Here is a 14,329-nt window from a genome sequence, read left to right as displayed (position 1 = left end):
CGCTATATCCTGACCTTCGCCTCGCTTGACCCCTCACCGCCCATCGGCCAAACGCCCGCGCGTGACTGAAAACGCATCTGGCACCGGACCGCTCTCGTTCCAGCGCATGATCCTGACGCTCCATGATTACTGGGCGGCGCGGGGCTGCGTGATCCTGCAACCCTATGACATGCGCATGGGGGCGGGCACCTTTCACCCCGCGACGACGCTGCGCGCGCTCGGTCCCGATCCGTGGAACTGTGCCTTCGTCCAGCCGTGCCGGCGCCCGACCGACGGCCGCTATGGGGAGAACCCCAACCGGCTCCAGCATTATTACCAGTATCAGGTGGTGCTGAAGCCCAGCCCGCCCGACCTGCAGGAACTGTATCTGGGCAGCCTCGCGGCGATCGGCATCGACATGCGGACGCACGACATCCGCTTCGTCGAGGACGATTGGGAATCGCCGACGCTGGGCGCCTGGGGCCTCGGCTGGGAAGTGTGGTGCGACGGGATGGAGGTGACGCAGTTCACCTATTTCCAGCAAATGGGAGGGTTCGACTGCAAGCCCGTCGCCGGCGAGCTGACCTACGGCCTCGAACGGCTGGCGATGTACATCCAGGACAAGGACAACGTCTACGATCTCGCCTTCAACGATGATGGCGTGACCTATGGCGACGTGTTCCTGGAAAACGAGCGCCAGATGTCGACCTGGAACTTCGAAGTGGCCAACACCGACACGCTGTTCGACCAGTTCCGCAAGGCTGCGGCCGAGTGCGAGAACTGCCTGGCCGCCGGCCTGCCGATCCCGGCTTATGAACAGGCGATCGAGGCGAGCCATGTGTTCAACCTGCTCAATGCGCGCGGCGTGATCTCCGTCGCCGAACGGCAGGCGTATATCGGCCGCGTCCGCGATCTGGCCAAGGGCAGCTGCGCGGCGTGGATGGACAAGAACGGGTGGTCGGCGTGACCTGCCACCATCGTCATCCCAGCGAACGCTGGGATCTCGTGCCGCAAGCGCACGCTCGACGGGTTAAGACCCCAGCGTTCGCTGGGGCGACGGATTGGATACGATGACCGATTTCCTCCTCGAACTCCGCTCGGAGGAAATCCCCGCTCGGATGCAGGCGAAGGCGCGCGAGGATCTCGCGAAGCTGTTCGCGGGCGAACTGGCGAAGGCCGGGCTGACCGCTGCCGAGACGATCACCTATGCCACCCCGCGCCGCCTGACCCTCATCGCGCGCGGGCTGCCCGAAGCGACCGAGGCGGTGAGTGAGGAGGCCAAGGGTCCGCGCACCTCCGCGCCACCCCAGGCGCTGGAAGGCTTCCTGCGCAAGACCGGCCTCAGCCAGGACCAGCTCGTCGACCGCGACGGCGTGTGGTTCGCGGTGATCGAAAAGCCCGGCCGCGCGACCGCCGATGTGCTGGCCGAGGCGATCCCCGCGATCGTCCGCGCCTTCCCCTGGCCCAAGTCGATGCGCTGGGGCGACGCCTCGCTCTCCACCGAAAGCCTGCGCTGGGTCCGCCCGCTGCAGGGCATTGTCGCGCTGTTCGGCCACGACGTGATCGATTGCGAGATCGCCGGGGTGCGTTCCGGCGCCGCGACGGTCGGCCACCGCTTCCACCATCCCGGCGCGATCACGATCGGGTCGGCGAGCGACTATGTCGAGAAGCTGCGCGCCTGCCACGTCATCGTCGATCACGACGAGCGCGCCGGCATCATCGCGATGGGCGCGACGATGCTGACCGCAAAGGCCGGGCTCACGCTGGTGCGCGATGAGGGGCTGCTGGCGGAGAACGCCGGGCTGACCGAATGGCCGGTGCCGCTGCTGGGCCGGTTCGACGCGGAGTTCCTGTCCGTCCCGCCCGAAGTGATCCAGCTCACCGCGCGGGTGAACCAGAAATATTTCGTCGCCAACGACGCCGATGGAAAGCTCGCCAACGCCTTCGTCTGCGTCGCCAACATCGATGCGGCGGACGGCGGTGCGAAGATCGTCGAGGGCAACCGCAAGGTGCTCGCCGCGCGGTTGAGCGACGCGCGCTTCTTCTACGAAACAGACCTCAAGACCCGCCTCGAAGACCTGACGCCGAAGCTCGAGAAGATCGTCTTCCACGAAAAGCTCGGGACCGTCGCCGACAAGGTCGACCGCGTCGCGAAGCTGGCGCGGTGGCTGGTCGAATCCGACATTGTCGTCCCAGCGAACGCTGGGACCTCCGGCGATGGCGAGGGGCATGGGCCGCATGAGACCCCAGCGTTCGCTGGAGTGACGAAAGAGCAGTTGGCCGCCCAGGCCGACCGCGCCGCGCGGCTCGCCAAGGCCGACCTCGTCACCGGCATGGTCGGCGAGTTTCCCGAATTGCAGGGGCTGATGGGCGGTTACTATGCCGCCGCACAGGGCGAGAGCGCGGCCGTCGCGAACGCGATCCGCGATCATTACAAGCCGGTCGGCCAGGGCGACGACATACCGACCGATCCGGTGACAGCCGCTGTGTCACTGGCGGACAAGCTGGATACTCTGATCCAGTTCTTTTTTGAACAGTTGACCCCGACCGGTTCGAAGGATCCGTTTGCCTTACGCCGACAAGCATTGGCTATTTTGGCGTTGTTGATCGATGGGCAACTCAAGCTCTCGTTGTCGAAAATCATTGAACAGCAAATGGTTTTTGGTGGACTGTACCGGGCGGGCCGCCGTGCCGGTCGAGCACGAATATATTACGAGAGAGCAGCTGCGCGGGCAGGTGAACAAGCCCGATCACTGCCGGAAGACGTTCTCGAGGATCCGGCGCAAAGACAGGCGTATGAGCAAGTCAGAGCTGCGATCCATGAGCGGGCAGCAGTTGCAGGTCCCTTACTGCTCGATTTCTTCGCCGACCGCCTCAAGGTCCAGCAACGCGAAGCCGGCGTCCGCCACGACCTGATCGACGCGGTGTTCGCGCTGGGTGGCGAGGACGATCTCGTCCGCCTGCTCGCCCGCGTCCACGCGCTGCAATCCTTCGTCGCCACCCCGGACGGCGCCAACCTGCTCGCCGGCTACAAGCGCGCCGCCAACATCCTCAAGAAGGAAGGCTTTACCGCGTCGCAGCAAAATCCGCTTTCATACACGCCCGAACCGGTCGAACAGGCGCTGATCGCGGCGCTCGATTCGGCGGAGCCGAAGGCGAAGGCCGCGGTGGAGGCCGAGGATTTCGAGGGGGCGATGGCGGCATTGGCGACCCTGCGGGCACCGATCGACGCGTTCTTCGACGCGGTGATCGTCAACGATCCCGTACCGGAAAAGCGCGAGGCCCGGCTCGGCCTGCTCGCGCGGATGCGCGACGCGGTTCACGCGGTCGCCGATTTCTCGAGGATCGAAGGTTAAAGCCCTCTCCCCCTGACGGGAGAGGGTTGGGAGAGGGGCAGTCGAGATCAACCGAGGGTCGGGGATATGAGGCGCTGCCCCTCTCCCCGACCCTCTCCCCTGAAGGGGAGAGGGAGTTCAAATGACGCAGTATGTCTACCGTTTCGGCGGCGGGGTTTCGGATGGCGGGCGGGGCGACAAGAACCTGCTCGGCGGCAAGGGCGCGAACCTTGACGAGATGGCGTCGATTGGCCTGCCGGTGCCGCCGGGCTTCACCATCTCGACGCCGATGTGCGCGGTCTATTACGAGTCCGGCGGGGCGTTCCCCGACAGCCTGCGCGCCGAGGTGGCGAACGGCATCGCGCATATCGAGGGGATCACGGCCAAGCGTTTCGGCGATGCCGCCGATCCGCTGCTCGTCTCGGTCCGTTCGGGCGCCCGCGCGTCGATGCCGGGGATGATGGACACTGTCCTCAACCTGGGGCTGAACGACGCGACGGTACAGGGCCTCGCCGCCGTGTCCGGCGACGATCGCTTCGCGTGGGACAGCTATCGCCGTTTCATCCAGATGTATTCGGATGTCGTGCTCGAACTCGATCACAGCCGGTTCGAGGAAGCGCTGGAGATCGCCAAGGAAGACCGCGGCTATTACCTCGATACGGATATGACCGCCGCCGACTGGCAGGGGCTGGTCGATGAGTACAAGGCGCTGGTGCAGCTATTGTGGGGCAAGCCGTTCCCGCAGGACGTCCATGAGCAATTATGGGGCGCTGTCGGCGCGGTGTTCGGATCGTGGCAGTCCGAACGCGCCAAGGTCTATCGCCGGCTGAACGACATCCCGTCCGAATGGGGCACCGCGGTGAACGTGCAGGCGATGGTGTTCGGCAACATGGGCGATACGTCGGCCACCGGCGTGGCGTTCACCCGCGATCCGGCGAAGGGCGACAACGCCTATTACGGCGAATTCCTCATCAATGCTCAAGGCGAAGACGTCGTCGCCGGCATCCGCACGCCGCAATATCTGACGAAGGCCGCGCGTGAGGCCGCCGGGGCCAAGCCCGCCTCGATGGAAGAGGCGATGCCGGAGGTCTACGGTGAACTCGCGGGCGTGTTCGACCTGCTCGAACGCCATTACCGCGACATGCAGGACATCGAATTCACGGTGCAGCAGGGCAAGCTCTGGATGCTCCAGACGCGTTCGGGCAAGCGTACCGCGAAGGCGGCGCTGAAGATCGCGGTCGACATGGCGAGCGAGGGACTCATCACCCGCGAGGAGGCGATCGCGCGGATCGATCCCGCCGCGCTCGATCAACTCCTCCACCCGACGCTCGATCCCAAGGCGCCGCGCGATGTGCTGACCAAGGGGCTGCCGGCGTCGCCCGGCGCGGCATCGGGCAAGGTCGTGTTCACCGCCGACGCCGCCGAGGCGGCCGCAAAGGACGGACAGGACGTGATCCTCGTCCGCGTCGAGACGTCGCCGGAGGACATCCACGGCATGCACGCGGCGCGCGGCATCCTGACGGCGCGTGGCGGAATGACCAGCCACGCCGCCGTCGTCGCGCGCGGCATGGGCCGCCCGTGCGTGTCCGGCGCCGGGGCGCTGTCGATCGGCCAGGGCGTGATGCGCGTCGGAGACCGCGAGATGCGCGAGGGCGAGGTGGTCACCATCGACGGCTCGACCGGCGAGGTCATGGCGGGCGCCGTTCCCACCGTCCAGCCCGAGCTGTCGGGCGATTTCGGCACGTTGATGGAATGGGCCGACGGCATCCGTCGCATGAAGGTGCGCGCCAATGCCGAAACGCCGCACGATTGCCGCACCGCGCGCGAATTCGGCGCGGAGGGCATCGGTCTGTGCCGCACCGAACACATGTTCTTCGACGCCGGCCGCATCACCGCCGTCCGCCAGATGATCCTGGCGTCGGACGAGGCCGGTCGCCGTGCCGCGCTCGACAAGCTGCTGCCCGAACAGCGCAGCGATTTCGTCGAGATCTTCCAGACGATGGCCGGCCTGCCCTGCACGATCCGCCTGCTCGATCCGCCGCTGCACGAATTCCTGCCGCACGGCGATGCCGAGTTCGCGGAAGTGGCGAAGGCGACCGGGCTCGATGTCGAGACGCTGAAGCGCCGCGCGAACGAACTGCACGAATTCAACCCGATGCTCGGCCATCGCGGCTGCCGGCTGGGCGTGACCTATCCCGAAATCTACGAGATGCAGGCGCGCGCGATCTTTGAGGCGGCGGTCAGCCTGGCCGAGGCGCCGGTGCCGGAAATCATGATCCCGCTGGTCGCCACGAAGCGTGAGCTCGAACTGATGAAGGCTGTCGTCGACAGGGCGGCACAGGCGGTGTTCGCTGAAACCGGCAAGCGCGTAGACTATCTCGTCGGCACGATGATCGAACTGCCCCGCGCCGCACTGCGCGCCGGCGAAATCGCGGAAGGGGCTGAATTCTTCTCGTTCGGCACCAACGATCTGACCCAGACGACGCTGGGCGTTAGCCGCGACGACGCCGCGCGCTTCCTGACCGACTATGTCGAACAGGGCATCTATGCGCGCGATCCGTTCGTCAGCCTCGACGTCGAGGGAGTCGGGGAACTGGTGCAGCTCGCGGCCGATCGCGGACGCGCGACGCGGGGCGACATCAAGCTGGGTATCTGCGGCGAACATGGTGGCGATCCGGCGAGCATCGCCTTCTGCGAATCGGTCGGGCTCGATTACGTCAGCGCTTCGCCCTATCGCGTGCCGATCGCGCGGCTGGCGGCGGCGCAGGCGGCGCTCAAGGCGCAGTCCGGGGCGGCGTGACGCCTTCGACGACCCTCGCCACGCTCGATGCCTTCATCGCCGATCTGATCGCCTCCGGCACGGCCACGGCTGTGCTGGAGGCGTGGTCCGGCGGTCGTGTCCATGCCGAATTGGTGGGGAGCGGCACGCCCGCGCCGGCGGATATCCGCACGATGCTCGGCGTGGGCGACGATAGCCCGCTTGGCCACCGCCGTGTGCGGCTGATGCGGGGCGACAGTCTGCTTTCGCAGGCCGACAACTGGTTCGTTCCCGATCGTCTCGCGCCCGATATGCGCGTCGCGCTCGACCGGAGCGACACGCCGTTCGGCGCCGTCATCGCGCCGCTCCAGCCGCGCCGCGAAACGCTGGCGTGCGAGCGGCTCTCGGGCGATCCGATACTGATGGTGCGCGCGTTGGTACGCGGCGGTAATGGTCAGCCGCTGGCGCTGGTCGAGGAACGCTACGCCGCCGCGATCCTCGCAAGGAAGCCCGGCCTGACCTAAATCCGATCCGCCGGTCGCGCGTCGTCGTGCGGCTGCACGCCCATCGTCGATGCGGTCACCGGGGCTGCCCGAGCGATTCGATCGCGTTCGGCGTCCGCCGCCTTGATCCGGGCCTCGGCATCCTTCCGGTAGGCGGCGTACTCCGCCTCGACCTCGCGCAGCTTCGTCTTGGCGCGCCTGCCGCCCGGCGCGCTCGCCAGCCCGAAAATCCAGCCCGCGATCAGGCACAGCGCAAGGACGGCGAACTGCGTCGGCGTGGTGAACAGCATCGTGTCTCTCCTGTTACGGAGGGACAACGGGCTTGCCTGCCGGCCGTTCCCGCCGCGACCGGCTTCAGCCGGTCAGCAGCGCGTCATTGATGCTGCATGCGGCGGGGCCGAGGATGACGATGAACAGCACCGGCAGGATGAACAGGATCAGCGGCACCGTCATGATCGCCGGCAGGCGCGCGGCCTTCTCCTCGGCGCGCATCATGCGTTCGTTGCGGAATTCGGCCGACAGTACGCGCAGCGCCGAGGCGAGCGGGGTGCCGTATTTCTCGGTCTGGATCATCGTCGTGACGACGCCCTTGATCGAATCGAGATCGGTGCGCATCGCCAGATTCTCGAACGCCAGCCGCCGGTCGGTCAGGAAGCCGAGCTCGATCGCGGTCAGCTGGAATTCGTCGCCCAGCTCCGGATAGGCGCGGCCAAGCTCCTTTGCCACGCGGTGGAAGGCCGCGTCGACGGTCAAGCCGGCTTCCGCGCAGATCACCAGCAGGTCGAGCGCGTCGGGCAGGCCCTTGCGGATCGCGGTCTGGCGCTTCTGGATCTTGTTCTTCAGATAAAGATCGGGCGCCTTGTACGCCAGGATGAAGGTGCCCGCGACCAGGCCGTAGCGCTTGAGCGGGCCCCATTCGGGAAAGATTTCCGCGACATATACCAGATAGGTGATGGCCGCTCCGAAGACGACCGGCAGCACCAGCCGGCCGAAGATCACCGCGACCGCCCATTCCTTCGAACGGATGCCGGCCTGCATCAGCTTCAACTGCGCGGTCTTGACCTGCGAATCCTGTAGCACCTTCATCGACGACAGCAGCGCGCGGATGCGGTCGGTCGCCTCGTTCTTCTGGACGAGCTTGGCGCGGCGCTTGCTGGTCGATGCGGTGATGCCGGCCTTCAGCTGTTCGCGGCGATCGTTCAGCGCCCTGACGCGCTTCGCCATCGGATCGTGGACCGTCATGACGGTATAGATCGCGAACATCACGGCCAGCGCGGCGACGCCGGACAGGATCGTCGCGACCCACAGCACGTCGATGCCGAGAAGGGTGGGGCCATTTGCGGGAGTCATGTCGATATCCTCCCGTCAGATCTCGAAGTTGATCATCTGGCGCATGATGAGCGCGCCGATCGCCATCCACACCATGCCACCGCCGCCGGCGATGATGAGGCGTTCGTCTACGAAGAAGTTCTGCATGTAGCTGCCGTTGATGAACCAGATCAGCCCGAACACGATGAACGGCAACGCGCCGATGATATAGGCCGACGCCTTCGATTCCGATGACATCGCCTTGATCTTAAGCTTCATCTGCCCGCGCTTGCGCAGCACCTCGGCCAGGTTGGCCAACGTCTCGGCGAGGTTGCCGCCGGTCTCGCGCTGGATGGCGATGGTGATGACGAAGAACTGGAATTCGGGGGTGCCGAGCCGGTCCGACGTTTCCTGCAACGCCTGGTCCATCGTCTTGCCGATCTTCATCTTGTCGGAAACGCTGCGGAATTCCTCGCCGACCGGGCCTTCCACCTCCGCGCCGACGACGCCCATGGTCTCGGTGATCGGCAGGCCGGAACGCAGGCCGCGCACCAGCAGCTCGATCGCGTCGGGGAACTTGGCGTTGAACTTGGCCAGACGGCGGGCGATGAAGAAACCCACCGTCGCGTGCGGAATGCCGACGCCGGCGAACAGGCCGACGAACAACGCGAGCAGCACCGGCAGCCCCTGGAGCGCCAGCGCCAGCGTGACGAATATCGCGATGCCCAGCGTCGCGACGCCGTATTTGCCGACCGTCCAGTCCTTGCCGGTCATCGCCAGCCGCTTCTGCAGCAGCGCCGGGTTCGGCAGGATGCGGCCCATCGTCAGGTCCATCCGCGTCGCGCGACCGGCGGCGATCTTGCGAACCTGTGCCTCCATCGCGCCCGCCGATGCCGCGTGGGCATGGCGATCGCGCAGGCCGGTCAGGCGGCGCGAGCCGGCCTTGGCGGCCGACGGGCCGGACAGGGCGATCGCGAGCATCGCCAGCACGACCAGCGCCCCGCAACACACCATGATGAACGGCACGACTTCCACGCGGACCAGACCTTTCCTTCAGGCGACGGGGGCAGGGCGGTCGCCCGCGCCCCCGCGCGTCATCACTTCTTCTTGCCGGGCAGCTTGGCCGTCAGGGCGCCGAGCTTGCCGAGCAGCGAACCGCCGCCCGCGCTCGCGGGCTTTCCGCCGCCTGCGGACTTGCCGGTTTCCGGGCCATCGGCCTCGGTGCAGGCCAGCAGGTGCTGGGCCAGTTCGCCCAGCGGCGCGAGCTGCTTCTGCCCCTTGGCGACTTCGGCCAGCGGCTTGCCCAGCTTCGCCGCCTGCGCGGCGAACTTGGGTTCGAACGGCAGCACGAAATCGACCTTGCGTTCGATCGAGCCCTCGAAATCCTTGCGGTTGATCTCCTGCTGCGCGGCCGGCTGGACGCGGTTGGCGACCACCACAACCTTGGTGTGCGCGGCGTTGGAGCGGAACCACGCCAGGATGCGGATCGTGTCCCGCGCGGAGGCGAGCGTGAAGTCAGTCACCACCACCGCGACCTGGACGTCGCTGACGAGATGCGGATGGTTGACCAGCATCGCCCGCGGCAGATCGACGATGGTGCATTCGAAGGCGCCGCGGATTTCTTCCTGCAGCTGAAAGAAGGCCGCGCCGTCGGTGACGATCGGCGCGTTGATCGGCGCTTCCGCCGACAGCACCGCCAGCATGTCCGACGCGCGCACCATCGCGCGTTCGATAAACAGCCCGTCGATACGGCTGGGATTCTCGATCGCGTCGGTAAGGCCGCGGCCGGGCTCCAGGTCCAGCGCCAGCGCGCCGGTGCCGAAATGCACGTCGAGGTCGAGCAGTGCTGTCGTCCGCTTGCTCTTGGTGCTGAACAGCCATGCAAGCGAGGTCGCGAGCGTCGAGGCGCCGACGCCGCCACGAGCGCCGATCACGGCGATCGAGCAATGCGGGCGTTCCACCGAGGCCTCCGCCGCACGTGGGGCGCTCAGCAGCGCCTGCGCCTGGGCGAAGGCATCGCGCAGCATGTCGGGATTGAGCGGCTTGAGCAGGTAATCCTGAATGCCGCTGGCGACGAGATCGCGGTAAAGCCGCACGTCGTTGACCTGTCCGGCGGCGATCACCACCGTTCCGGGCTCGCACACCTCGGCCAGCGCGTTGATGTCGTTCAGCGGGTCGCCGCTTTCCGACAGATCGACGAACAGCACGTGCGGGCTGGCGGATACCGACAGCGTCTGCACCGCGTTGCGCAGCCCGCCCTTGTTCACCTTCTCGCCGGCCCAGCCCATCTCGACCGCGATCGGCCGGATGGCCTCGGCGGTGGTCTCGTCGCACACGAAGGCGACGAAGGGTTCACGCGTTCCGGCGCGCGCGGGGTTCCACGGCGCGTTCATCAATTGCCTCCCGACTTGGTCGATTCGGACTTCAGCCCGCCCGCGCCTGTGGTCGGCGCCTTGCGCAGCGTGTCGATCGCCTTGAACGACACAGCCGGGTCGGACGACGGCGCGCCGGGCTGGCCGCGTACAAGGTCCTCGGGCCGGGCGACCATCGCCGCCAGGTTCGAATTGATCGCGCAGCCGAAGTTCGACGTGGTGTTGCCTTCCAGCTCGATGCCGGTGTTGCGGCTGAAATCGGGGCACGACGGCACCGATGCGCGCATCCGCGACACGATCACCCGCGCGGTGCCCGGCGCGACCTGGCCGACCGTGATCGGCGCGTCCTCCGACACCAGCATGCCGTAGCGCGCGGCGAGCGCCGCCACATCATCACGGACGCCGGCATCGCCGCCGGTGTTGGCGTCGATCGACAGGCGGTCGCCGTAACCGAGCCGCAGCGAGGCCATCCATCCGGCCAGGCGCTGCGCCTCGCCAGGCGCCAGGCCGTCGCCGGCGGCCGCCACGTCTAGGGCGTAGTCGTTGCGCTCGACCACCGGCTGGTGGACCGATTCGAGGCCGCGGTTGGGCGTGCCGCAGCCCGCCAGCGTCGCGGCGACCGCGCCCAACAGGGCCATGCGAAGCGTGCCTGCCATGGTCGTCTTCTCCCTCACGCGCGTTCTCACTTGAAGCTGAAGCCCGGCGCGGCGGCCGGACCCTTCCTGTCCTTGCCCTTGCCCTTGGCGGGCACGGGTGCCTTCTCCTCGCGCCGCGCCGGGATCACCGGGCTCGGCGTCACCGCGCCGACCGAAGGGGGCGGGGCGGAGGGGGCGATCATCTGCGGCTTGGGGCGGTCGCCGTGGCTGTCGCCGCTTGCCAGCGAACCCAGCAGGATGCGGTCGGCATCGGTCGGCGCCTTGTATCCGTCGGTGGGCAGCACGATGCTGTTCGCGTCGACCGGCTTCACCAGATACGGCGTGACGACGATGACCAGCTCGGTTTCGTTGCGCTGGAAGCCGTTGGAGCGGAACAGCGCGCCCAGGATCGGCATGTCGCCGATGCCCGGCGCCTTGCTGATCTGGTTGTCGTGGCGGTTCTGCAGCAGGCCTGCGATCATGAAGCTCTGGCCCGAGCCGAGCTCGACCGTCGTCTCCGCGCGCCGGGTCGTCAGCGCCGGGATCTGCACGCCGCCGATCGTCACCGCGCCCGCGGCCGACAGCTGCGACACCTCCGGGCGGACGCGCAACGAGATGCGGCCGTCCGACATCACCGTCGGTGTATAGGCCAGGCTGACGCCGTACTGCTTGTACTCGACCGAAACCGCGCCCAGCCCCTGGCTGATCGGGATCGGGATTTCGCCACCGGCCAGGAACGAGCTCGATTCGCCCGACAGCGCCGACAGATTGGTGGTGTTGAGCGTCGAGACCTGGCCGTTGATCTCGCCCAGGTCGAGCGCGGACAGGATGTCGAGACCGAGCAGCTTGCCCGCGAAGCCCAGCGCGGTGCGCTGCGGCGTGTTCGCCAGGTTCGCGAAATTATAGGCCGTGCCGGTGTTCGGATAGACGAAGTCGCCCAGCTTGGGATCGAACGGCAGGCTGATCGATCCGGCCGGCAGGCCGAAGCGCGACGATGCGTCGAGGCGCGGCAGCGACGAGGTGTCGACCGTCCCGATCGAACCGATGTTGCGGCCCGACGACACGCCGAACTGGAAGCCCGACGTGGTGTCCTGCGCGGTGACGTTCACACCGATGTTCTTGACGAAGCTGCGGCTCACCTCGGCGAACCGGACCTGCAGGTTGACCTGCAGCGGCGTCGCCGTCTTCAGGCGCGACAGCACCTTGGTCTGCTCGCCGACGAACGCCTGCACCAGCCGTTCGGCCTCGGCGCCGTCCTCGGGCGTGGCGACCACGCCGGTCAGCAGCACCAGGCCGTTCATCGGCGTCGCGACGATCCGCGATTCGGGCAGCGCCATCTGGAGCATCGAACCGATAGAATCGAAATTGTTGCCGACCCGGACGGTGGAGGCATAGACGACACGGCCCGCCTTGGTGGTGGCGGAAATGGTGGTCTCGCCCGGCGCCTTGCCGAAAACGTAGATCTGGGTGGGCGAGCGGACCTGCACGTCGGCGATCTTGTCGTCGGCGACGAACACGTCGCTGATCGGCGCCGACAGCGTCACCAGCCGTCCACGGCCGGTGTTGAGCTGGGTCACGTCGCTTGCCCGCGTCACGGTCTGGGCGACGGTCTGGACCGGCGCGGCGGCGAAGGCCGTCGTCGCCAGGCAGATCGCCAGCGGCAGGCGCAGCGGTTTGTCGAACACGCGCATGTTAATTCTTCCCCCCCACCGGAACCACGGTGACATTGTTGCCGCGCGACACGCGGACGACCGGACCGACCGGCACCCCGGCGGTGGCGCCGAAGGTGCCTGGCGTGACAGGCACGCCCGGCGTCATCATCGGACGATCGGCCTGCGGCTTGCCCGGCACCGACGAACGCTGGAAGCGCGACACGTCGGCACCCGTCGAGAAACTGCCCTTGCCCTCGGTCGGGCGGGCGGCGACGCGGGCCAGCATCGCCTTTTCATCCTTGGGATCGGTGCCCTCGGGCACGTTCACCTCGCCGCTGGCGATGGCTTCCTCAAGCTCGCCGGCGTTGTCTGCGATCGAGCGCAGCGACAGCGACAGCGTGCCGACCGTCTGTGCCACCGAAATGCGTTCGGCGATCTGCGGCGTCACTTCCAGCGTCACGGTCGAATAGGCGTTGACCACGGTCTTGCCCTGGTCGTCGGTCGCCTTGTCGGTCTTCTGGTCGGTCGCCAGCACGCGCAGGTTGCGCAGGAACGTCTCGGTGGTCTTCAGCGGGGCGCCGTCGCCGCCGCCCGAAACCGACTGGGTCAGCAACAGGTCGACGCGGTCGCCGGGAAACACGAAGCCCGCGACGGACGACTGTGCCGACACCGGCACCGTCACCGCGCGCATGCCGGCACCCAGTGCTGCGGCCAGGAAGCCGCGATCGCCCGGCTTCACCAGCGCGCCCTGCGTCACCGGCTGGCCGGCGGGAATCGCGAAGCGCACCACGGTGCCGACGACGTTCTTGAGGTCGGTGCCCTGGCGCAGGAAATAGGCGTTCTCCACCAGTTCCTTGGGCCATGGCTGGAATTTCAGCGCGGTCTGGTCGATGATCGTGCCCACCGGCAGCGCCTTGGTGGCGACCAGCACTTCGGGGCCGTCGATCACGACAGGCTGCCCGGCTGCCGTCGGGGCAGGTGCGCCCGACATCAGGTTGCGGGCCATGAACGCGGTGATGCCGGCGACCAGTAGGGCGCCCACCAGCAGGAAAATCTTGCGTCCGTCCATTGCCTTCACGTGCCTTTCGCAGTCGGGCGGGTTGATCCGCCGTTAAGCATCATCCGAAGTGGTTAATTATCGGTTCCCGCATCGCGAGAAGCCCGGCCATGGCGATCGCGACGCCGTAGGGCGTCTCCGGCGCAATCCCCCGGCGCCGCGCCGAGCGGATGCCCAGCACCAGCAGCACGCCGATCCCGAAGAGCGCCGCCATGATCGCCAGAAGCCATGCGACCGGCCCCAGCGAATCGGGCCGCGTGGCAAGCACCAGCGCGATTCCGACCGCCGACAGCGTGGCCAGCGCAACCTTTGACGGCTGGGGCGGGGCCGCGCGGCGGCGGATCCATTCGTCGGCGACCATGATGATCGTCAGCGCGCCGCCAGCCAGCGTCATCCACACCAGCGTGGTCACCAGCGGCACCGGCGGCAGCCACAGCGCCAGCGCGCCGATCAGCTTGACGTCGCCGCCGCCCATCTGGCCGAGCGCGAAGGCGCCGACGAAGAAGGCGAAGACCGCTGCGGCCACGCCCACCTGCCACGCCATGTCCGGCCATGGCGCCAGCCCCATCGCCAGCCACCACACGGGGGCCAGTGCGGCGATGGCGATGTTCTTCCAGTTGGCGATCTCGCGGGTGCGCGCATCCTGGATGCCGGCCGAAACCAGCAGCAGCGCGAGCGCGCCGAGCAATACAAGAGCGACGTAATCCCCCATCAATCGCAAAGTCCTAGA

General features: G+C 67.5%; 12 protein-coding genes. 4 read left to right on the top strand and 8 right to left on the bottom strand.

Annotation, left to right across the window (positions count from 1 at the left end; translation table 11 throughout):
• Positions 1-106 precede the first annotated feature (106 nt).
• The 4 genes from VYI76_RS16380 (at position 107) to VYI76_RS16365 (ending at position 6,596) form a co-directional block, all read left to right on the top strand.
• A complete protein-coding gene (locus VYI76_RS16380) occupies positions 107-946 on the top strand; it encodes a glycine--tRNA ligase subunit alpha (protein WP_326525920.1) in 840 nt (279 codons plus the stop codon).
• Positions 947-1,049: 103 nt separating this feature from the next.
• Positions 1,050-3,335 carry a glycine--tRNA ligase subunit beta gene (gene glyS, locus VYI76_RS16375; RefSeq protein WP_326525882.1) on the top strand — a complete coding sequence of 762 codons (2,286 nt, stop codon included), beginning with the start codon at positions 1,050-1,052 and terminating at the stop codon, positions 3,333-3,335.
• 121 nt (positions 3,336-3,456) lie between these two features.
• The gene (gene ppdK, locus VYI76_RS16370; protein ID WP_326525881.1) at positions 3,457-6,114 is read left to right on the top strand and encodes a pyruvate, phosphate dikinase; all 2,658 of its coding nucleotides are present in this window, start codon (positions 3,457-3,459) and stop codon (positions 6,112-6,114) included.
• The gene (locus VYI76_RS16365; protein ID WP_326525880.1) at positions 6,111-6,596 is read left to right on the top strand and encodes a hypothetical protein; all 486 of its coding nucleotides are present in this window, start codon (positions 6,111-6,113) and stop codon (positions 6,594-6,596) included. Before ppdK ends, VYI76_RS16365 begins: the two co-directional genes overlap by 4 nt.
• Here the strand turns inward: VYI76_RS16365 and VYI76_RS16360 are convergent.
• From VYI76_RS16360 to VYI76_RS16325, 8 genes are all read right to left on the bottom strand, one after another.
• A complete protein-coding gene (locus VYI76_RS16360) occupies positions 6,593-6,865 on the bottom strand; it encodes a hypothetical protein (RefSeq protein ID WP_326525879.1) in 273 nt (90 codons plus the stop codon). The genes VYI76_RS16365 and VYI76_RS16360 overlap by 4 nt on opposite strands.
• Before the next feature lie 64 nt (positions 6,866-6,929).
• On the bottom strand, positions 6,930-7,925 hold the full coding sequence (locus tag VYI76_RS16355) for a type II secretion system F family protein (RefSeq protein WP_326525878.1): 996 nt from the start codon (positions 7,923-7,925) through the stop codon (positions 6,930-6,932).
• A 15-nt stretch (positions 7,926-7,940) separates the two neighbouring features.
• Complete coding sequence (locus VYI76_RS16350; protein ID WP_326525877.1) at positions 7,941-8,918, bottom strand: type II secretion system F family protein; 978 nt, start codon at positions 8,916-8,918, stop codon at positions 7,941-7,943.
• Positions 8,919-8,980: 62 nt separating this feature from the next.
• Positions 8,981-10,276, bottom strand: coding sequence for an AAA family ATPase (locus VYI76_RS16345; RefSeq protein ID WP_326525876.1), 1,296 nt, complete (start codon positions 10,274-10,276; stop codon positions 8,981-8,983).
• Positions 10,276-10,911, bottom strand: a complete 636-nt coding sequence (locus VYI76_RS16340; RefSeq protein ID WP_326525875.1) for a CpaD family pilus assembly protein — start codon at positions 10,909-10,911, stop codon at positions 10,276-10,278. The genes VYI76_RS16345 and VYI76_RS16340 overlap by 1 nt, the downstream gene beginning before the upstream one ends.
• 26 nt (positions 10,912-10,937) lie before the next feature.
• The gene (locus tag VYI76_RS16335; RefSeq protein WP_326525874.1) at positions 10,938-12,581 is read right to left on the bottom strand and encodes a type II and III secretion system protein family protein; all 1,644 of its coding nucleotides are present in this window, start codon (positions 12,579-12,581) and stop codon (positions 10,938-10,940) included.
• 1 nt (position 12,582) lies between these two features.
• Positions 12,583-13,611 (bottom strand): Flp pilus assembly protein CpaB, encoded by a 1,029-nt coding sequence (cpaB, locus tag VYI76_RS16330; RefSeq protein WP_326525873.1) that lies wholly within the window; start codon positions 13,609-13,611, stop codon positions 12,583-12,585.
• A gap of 49 nt (positions 13,612-13,660) precedes the next feature.
• Positions 13,661-14,311 (bottom strand): A24 family peptidase, encoded by a 651-nt coding sequence (locus VYI76_RS16325; protein ID WP_326525872.1) that lies wholly within the window; start codon positions 14,309-14,311, stop codon positions 13,661-13,663.
• Positions 14,312-14,329 lie beyond the last annotated feature (18 nt).

Source organism: Sphingomonas sp., assembly GCF_035910975.1.
In the GTDB taxonomy this organism is placed as follows: Bacteria; Pseudomonadota; Alphaproteobacteria; order Sphingomonadales; family Sphingomonadaceae; genus Sphingomonas.
This window is presented reverse-complemented; position numbering and strand designations above follow the sequence as displayed.

Bases quoted from the DNA above. Each gene is read 5' to 3' on its own strand.
- VYI76_RS16335 (WP_326525874.1), bottom strand. From the start codon at position 12,581: ATGCGCGTGTTCGACAAACCGCTGCGCCTGCCGCTGGCGATCTGCCTG.
- VYI76_RS16340 (WP_326525875.1), bottom strand. From the start codon at position 10,911: ATGGCAGGCACGCTTCGCATGGCCCTGTTGGGCGCGGTCGCCGCGACG.
- glyS (WP_326525882.1), top strand. From the start codon at position 1,050: ATGACCGATTTCCTCCTCGAACTCCGCTCGGAGGAAATCCCCGCTCGG.
- VYI76_RS16345 (WP_326525876.1), bottom strand. From the start codon at position 10,276: ATGAACGCGCCGTGGAACCCCGCGCGCGCCGGAACGCGTGAACCCTTC.
- VYI76_RS16325 (WP_326525872.1), bottom strand. From the start codon at position 14,311: ATGGGGGATTACGTCGCTCTTGTATTGCTCGGCGCGCTCGCGCTGCTG.
- ppdK (WP_326525881.1), top strand. From the start codon at position 3,457: ATGACGCAGTATGTCTACCGTTTCGGCGGCGGGGTTTCGGATGGCGGG.
- VYI76_RS16360 (WP_326525879.1), bottom strand. From the start codon at position 6,865: ATGCTGTTCACCACGCCGACGCAGTTCGCCGTCCTTGCGCTGTGCCTG.
- VYI76_RS16355 (WP_326525878.1), bottom strand. From the start codon at position 7,925: ATGACTCCCGCAAATGGCCCCACCCTTCTCGGCATCGACGTGCTGTGG.
- cpaB (WP_326525873.1), bottom strand. From the start codon at position 13,611: ATGGACGGACGCAAGATTTTCCTGCTGGTGGGCGCCCTACTGGTCGCC.
- VYI76_RS16380 (WP_326525920.1), top strand. From the start codon at position 107: ATGATCCTGACGCTCCATGATTACTGGGCGGCGCGGGGCTGCGTGATC.